This window comes from Lacinutrix sp. YIN62 (genome assembly GCF_057219185.1).
This window is the reverse complement of the sequence record NZ_JBXVVH010000091.1, coordinates 1-552: the sequence shown is the minus strand read 5'-3', so window position 1 is coordinate 552 and position 552 is coordinate 1. Positions and strand designations below refer to the sequence as shown.

Annotated in this window: 1 pseudogene; it reads right to left on the bottom strand. The window is 29.0% G+C overall.

The features are described from left to right. Positions 1–356 precede the first annotated feature (356 nt). Positions 357–552, bottom strand: a pseudogene (locus AC2D8I_RS16335) (transposase); the annotation flags it as partial.

The window sequence follows — 552 nt, the reverse complement described above, 5'->3', positions numbered from 1 at the left end:
ATTTTTAATCAGGTTAGGGTGTTTGTAAAAGCGATGGTAAGATTGTGTTGTTCTTGCACTGTATTTTTTTCTTAGAGTTAACATATTATTATCTCTAAGTACTGTAAACATCGTATCTCTACCCATTTTTAGATCATTCTCTTTTAAATCTAGTGCAATGGATTTTATTAATTTCCTAACACCTTCTCTTGGTAAAGATTTACGTCTCTTCTTAACAATTTCAATAAACTTCTGAGCTTGTTCTTTTCTTATTCTCTCACGTGTTTTGTATTTGTAATACGCATCACGTTTTAGATTAAAACAATCACATATTGATGAGATAGACGTAAATCTTTCTTTGTTTTCAATAGCTATAACTAAGGCTTGATATTTAGTTTTTTTTTAAGTTCTAAAATGTTTTTATAGCCTAAGTTTTTAGCTGCAACTTCTAAATAAGCATCTGTTAGCATTTGATCCATGTCTTTTTTTAACAGCAGCTTTTTCAATTGCTCTATCTCTTTTTTTAAAGCTTTAATTCTGGTAATCTCATCCTTTGTTTCAACCATAACTCTA